The following is a 5,092-nucleotide window of genomic DNA, read 5'->3' as shown; positions in this document are numbered from 1 at the left end:
TTTGTCGTCTCATTCTAGTCCTCCTTTCCATGTTGGGAAGCATTGATTTCACGATAGACTTGACTGGACTTCATCAAGTTCTCGTGCTTGCCGATAGCTAGGAGCTCGCCTTTTTCCAAGAGGAGAATCTGGTCAGCCATCTGTAAAGTCGAAGTTCGTTGAGAGATCAAGATTAAACTTGTATTTGGCAGATTTTCTCGGATAGCTTTCAAGAGCTTAGACTCGGTAATGGTGTCGAGGGCCGAGGTTGCATCATCTAGGATGAGAAAAGGTGCTCGGCGCAAGACTGCTCGGGCGATAGACAACCTTTGTTTTTGCCCGCCTGAGAAATTTCGACCTCCTGCCCCAACTAGGGCAGCTAAGAGTCCTTCCTTGTCACTGACAAAATCCTTAGCTTGGGCAATCTCCAAGGCCTGCCAGAGTTCTTGGTCAGTTACTTCTTGATTGAAACCCAGCGTCAAGTTGGAACGAATAGTTCCCTTAAAGAGCTCGACTTTTTGAGGCACATAGGCAATCCAAGACCGCCACTGCTCCAAATTAAGAGGACTACGTCCATCTCGATAAAGGTCAATGCTTCCCTTATCTGCTGGATAAAGTCCAAGTAAGACTTGCACCAAACTTGACTTACCAGAACCTGTTCCTCCAATGATACCAAGGATTTGTCCTTGAGTCATATCAAAGGAAATGCCTCTCAGAGAAGGCTTGGCCGCATCAGGATAGGTAAAGGTTAATTCTTGGACTTGCAAAACCCGATCACTGGTAGCTTGCTTTTGTTCTAACTCCGAATGGATATCTTCTGGAGTCTCAGCAAAGACTTCCTCGATTCGCTTAGCTGAGATATAGGATTGGTTGAGAGAATTGATCAGCATGGCGAGCTTAATCAATTCCACCAAGATTTGCAAGAGATAGTTGATGAGGGCAATGAGGGCACCTTGACTGAGTAAACCTTCTTGAATTGAAATATAGCCCTGCCAGATGATGACGAGAAGAGTTCCATTAACAATCAGATAGGTCAGAGGTGTTAACAAACTAGACCAGAAACCCGTCTTTTCTTGCAATCTAGCATAAACTTGGTTAAGGGTTTGAAAAATCTGTAACTCTCGTTTTTCCTGACCAAAAGCACGAATCACCCGCATCCCTTGTAATTGCTGGCGCGTTTCCTGAACCAATTGGTCCGTTTTCTTTCTGAGACTGCTGTAGAGAGGATTGACCAGTCGAGAGAGGCCTACAATAACAATCGTCAAAATCACAACCATGACCAAAAACCAGAAAGTCAGCTCAGCTGAGATGCGATAGGCCATAAAGATTGCCCCAAAAACGATAATAGGCGCTCTCAAAAAGAGACGCAGAAACTGATTAATACCAGTCTGAATCTGGTAGGTGTCCGAGGTCAAACGGGTCACCAAGCTAGAAGTTGTCAAACGGTCTCTACTGTCCTTAGGTAAAGAAAGAATATGACGATAGAGGTCGTTTGTCAATTCCTTGGCAAAACCCACCGCAGCCTTAGCTGAGTAAAACTGGGCTACCAAGGCCACTAAAACGCCAATCACTGCAAAGATAAGGAGTAGGCCAATCTGCATCCAGAGGTGCCCTTGATCTGCCTGAGGCAAGGATTGGTCAACAATCCCTGCAATCACCATGGGAACCAAGAGCTCAAAAACAGCTTCTAGCAACTTGAACAAGGGTGCCAAAATGGATTCTTTGATATAGGGTTTGAAGTAAGATAGTAAGTGTTTCATAGATCCTTTCTATTCTTATTCTGGAAATGAAGAAAATGGGAAGCCCCCACCCTCTCTGTTTTATTTGTTTAAATAAGGCAATAAACAGCCATATCCTGCCTCTTCCATCTCATCCTTGGCTACAAAACGCAAGGAAGCCGAATTGATACAGTAACGGAGGCCACCTAACTCACGAGGTCCATCTGTGAAAACATGACCCAAGTGAGCATTGCCTGACCGAGAACGAACTTCGATTCGCTCCATCCCATGACTCAGGTCCTTGTAGTAATGAATCAATTCCTTAGAAATCGGACGACTAAAACTTGGCCAACCACAACCTGAAGCAAACTTATCCTTGGCAAAAAAGAGTGGCTCACCCGTCGTGATGTCTACATATATCCCCTCTTCAAAGATTTGGTCATAAGCATTGCTAAATGGAGCCTCTGTTGCAGCTTCTTGCGTAACACGATAAGACTCTTCAGATAAACTTTCCTTCAACACCTCTTGACTAGGTTTTTCATAATTTGAGGCGTCAATCAATGGCTTCTCAGCATCTGTCACATCGATATGACAGTAACCGGAAGGATTTTTCTTGAGATAGTCTTGGTGGTAGTCTTCCGCCAGAATATAGTGGCGAAGTTTCTCCACTTCCACTGCAATTTTTCGACCAAGCATACGCTCCTGCTCCTGCACCACTGTGTAGATAGCTGGCAAGTCTGTTTCATTTTGGTAATAGATCCCAGTTCGATATTGACGACCACGGTCATTCCCTTGTTGGTTGATAGATAAAGGATCAATAACTCGGAAATAATAGAGTAAAATTTCTCTAAGTGACACTGCCCTCTCATCGTAAATCACTTGAACAGTCTCTGCATGGTCTGTTTCCTTGAGCAGCTGGTAATTGGTCGTTTCAACTTGGCCATTAGCGTAGCCGACACTGGTAGCTAGCACTCCCGAAATTCGGGAAAAATACTCCTCTAAACCCCAAAAACAACCACCTGCTAGATAAATTTCTGCCATCTTTATTTCTCCTTTATCAAGTTTTTAACTAATACTCTTCGAAAAACTCTTCAAACCACGTCAGCTTACACCTGCAACCTCAAAACAGTATTTTGAGCTAACTTCGTCAGTTCTATCCACAACCTCAAAACACTGTTTTGAGCAGCCTGCGGCTAGCTTCCTAGTTTGCTCTTTGATTTTCATTGAGTATAAACTTCTTTTCAAAAAAAGGATAGGAAGCCCCCTAGTCGAGACTTTCCCCATCCTATCTTCTATTCTTTATTTTGCTTGGACACGGACACCTTGGGTATCCACCTTCAAATCATGAAGTTTACCTTTAAAAGACTGCTTTTGCAATTCTGCCTTAATCGCTGGCATCTTGTCATGAGAAGCCAAGACCATAACTGTTGGTCCAGCACCGGAGAGATAGGTCGCATAGGCACCATTCTCTTTGGCTACTTGCTTAATCGTCGCAAATTCACGGACCAGACTTTGACGATAACGCTCGTGGAAGAGGTCCCCCTCGATTGCTTGCCCAGCAGTCACCATGTCTCCTGCCAACAAGGCTGCGACAGCTACATTGGCGATAGAACTAGCTGCAACTGCTTCCTTGTAGGACAATTTCTTAGGCAAGACACCGCGGCTTTCTCGGGTACGCAATTCATAGTTGGGAATATAAGCTAGAAAATCACACTCTGGGAAGTCAGCCACGATTGCTGAAACGTGACCTTCAACGGAACTCGCAACAACAAGATTTCCATAGATAGCTGGAGCCACATTGTCAGGATGTCCTTCAATCTTGGTCGCCAGCTGCAATTTGTCGTGGTTAGATAAGTTGAGATTGCCCAGTTGATTAGCTAGTTCAATCCCAGCAACGATAACCGAGCTAGAAGAACCCAAACCACGCGCCAAGGGAACATCGCTGGTCATTTTCAGGCGTCTCGGTTGCAAGTCAGGCGCAATTTGCAAGGCAATCTTAAGCAAAAGATTACGCTCGTCATGTGGAATCCATTTGCCAATCTGGTGTTCAATCAACCACTCATCTCGTTCTTCACAGACCTCAATTTGAAGATACTTGGTTACAGCTACACCGACCGAATCAAAACCTGGCCCGATATTGGCACTGGTTGCAGGTACAATAATCTTCATCCTATTCTCCTAACACCTTGAAGGTATTCAAGAGGTCAAATTCTGAAGCTTTAGCCAACTCAGCTGAAACATTCTCAAGTTGTGCTTTATTAATCTTATGAGTGATAATCACTACACGCGCCTTGTCACCCTCTTTGCCATCTTGGAGGATTTGCTTGAAGGAAATATCTTGAGCATTAAAGATTTCAGCCAGTTTCAAGACCTGACCTTTTGAGTCTGGTGCCAAGATTGAGAAATAGTAGTTTGCTTTGACATCTTCTGGATTTGCCAAAACCAAGTCACGGCTGTATTCGTTGAAGTCTTTACCAATGGTACCATCATTCAAGCGACGAACGATACGGACAATATCCGCTACAACACTTGTTGCAGTTGGTTTTTGACCCGCACCTGGTCCGTAGTACATAGACTCACCGATACCGATAGATTCTACAAAGACTGCGTTCATTACGCCATTTACACTAGCAAGTGGGTGTGCTTTAGGTAGGAAGGTTGGGGTAACTTCTGCAGCAATACCTGAAGAAGTTTCTTCGATAGAACCAACCAATTTCACTACATAGCCCAGGTCTTGGGCTACAGCTACGTCTTCTGGTGTAATGTTGCGGATTCCCTTGTGGGCTACATCGTCAAAGGCAACCTTCATACCAAAAGCAAATTGGCTCAAAATTACCATCTTGTAGGCCGCATCAATCCCATCCACGTCATTTGTAGGATCACTTTCTGCAAAACCAAGTCTTTGCGCTTCAGCCAAAGCATCATCATAAGACCAGCCTTCTTCCACCATCTTGGTCATCATAAAGTTAGAAGTTCCGTTAACCACACCAAGGACACGAGTGATTTTGTCAGAAGCCAGCGAATTTGCCAAGGTACGAAGAATTGGAATCCCACCAGCTACTGCTGCTTCGTAGTAGAGTGCCACGTTATGCTCTTTAGCGATTTCTAACAATTCTGCGCCATGGACAGCCAAAAGGTCCTTGTTAGCAGTAACAACGTGTTTCCCAGCTTCCAAGGCACGAGTGATAAAGGTCTTAGCAGGCTCAATACGCCCCATCAATTCTACTACAATCGTAATGTCTTGATCTGATAAAATATCCTCTACATTGGTTACAAAGTTAAAGTCATTCCCTGCTGCAAGCAAGCGATTCTTTTCATCTTCATCCTTGACCAATACCTTGGCTACTTCAATCTCTGAATGAGCTGACTGGATAACTTTTTCTCCGTTTTCCTTT

General features: G+C 44.3%; 4 protein-coding genes. All 4 read right to left on the bottom strand.

The features are described 5' to 3' along the window. Positions 1 to 14: 14 nt before the first annotated feature. A complete protein-coding gene (locus SORDD24_RS01645; protein ID WP_061406900.1) occupies positions 15 to 1,739 on the bottom strand; it encodes an ABC transporter ATP-binding protein in 1,725 nt (574 codons plus the stop codon). Positions 1,740 to 1,799: 60 nt separating this feature from the next. After that, positions 1,800 to 2,738 carry a peptide-methionine (R)-S-oxide reductase MsrB gene (msrB, locus tag SORDD24_RS01640; protein ID WP_061406898.1) on the bottom strand — a complete coding sequence of 313 codons (939 nt, stop codon included), beginning with the start codon at positions 2,736 to 2,738 and terminating at the stop codon, positions 1,800 to 1,802. 258 nt (positions 2,739 to 2,996) lie between these two features. Then, entirely contained in the window at positions 2,997 to 3,866 is an 870-nt protein-coding gene (thrB, locus tag SORDD24_RS01630) for a homoserine kinase (RefSeq protein ID WP_061406893.1), read from the bottom strand. Position 3,867: 1 nt separating this feature from the next. Next, positions 3,868 to 5,092, bottom strand: a 1,225-nt coding sequence (locus SORDD24_RS01625) for a homoserine dehydrogenase (protein ID WP_061406892.1), incomplete at its 5' end; no start/stop codon positions are given.

Origin of the sequence: Streptococcus oralis (assembly GCF_001579175.1) — a bacterium.
GTDB classification, from domain to species: Bacteria; Bacillota; Bacilli; order Lactobacillales; family Streptococcaceae; genus Streptococcus; species Streptococcus oralis_O.
The sequence above is the reverse complement of the archived record's forward strand: the minus strand, read 5'-3'. Positions and strand labels throughout refer to the sequence as shown.